General features: G+C 42.0%; 2 protein-coding genes. Both read right to left on the bottom strand.

What is annotated here, in order from left to right; genetic code table 11:
* Nucleotides 1-325: RusA family crossover junction endodeoxyribonuclease (locus Q7C21_RS22795; RefSeq protein WP_375151209.1), on the bottom strand; the 325-nt coding region annotated here is incomplete at its 3' end.
* Nucleotides 326-362: 37 nt separating this feature from the next.
* Nucleotides 363-543, bottom strand: a 181-nt coding sequence (locus Q7C21_RS22790; RefSeq protein ID WP_375151208.1) for a hypothetical protein, incomplete at its 5' end; no start/stop codon positions are given.

The following is a 543-nucleotide window of genomic DNA, read 5'->3' as shown; positions in this document are numbered from 1 at the left end:
CATAAGGACAACCATCAGAATAGCGTTTGACTGCGGAAATATCTACAAAAATAGCGTCATCACTGATCAACCCTGATTGAGTGCAGCCATCCCCAACAGCTCGGATTAGTTTATCTAAATCATAGGGAACAGTAGGATGAATGCGTTTCACACTTTTAGGCCGCTCAACACAAAACTTGATATCAAGTTGTAACGCTGTATCGAAAAAAGGTTTCACCCCGATACGAAACATTTCTTTATGTATCGCATCAACAATAGATAAACGCCAGGCACGCAACTTTTTATCGTTGCTCGCAATCATGCGACCATTACCAATATGCTTCATAGACCCTTGACCGATAGGTTCGCCCAAGACCATGAACTCAAATTTCGATATCATCCTGAAACTTTTTCTGCGCCCATGCATAACCGAGCATCATGGCAGAAATAACAAACAGGCAAGCCAAAATAGTTCCGACAACAATCAACCAGAAAGTTGAAGCCTCAGCAACCAGCGCAAATAATACAAACGCGACTGCGAAGGCTAAAACAAACTGAAACATT

The sequence above is a fragment of the Pantoea sp. ANP04 genome (assembly GCF_041982285.1).
Taxonomy (GTDB): domain Bacteria; phylum Pseudomonadota; class Gammaproteobacteria; order Enterobacterales; family Enterobacteriaceae; genus Pantoea; species Pantoea eucalypti.
The sequence above is the reverse complement of the archived record's forward strand: the minus strand, read 5'-3'. Positions and strand labels throughout refer to the sequence as shown.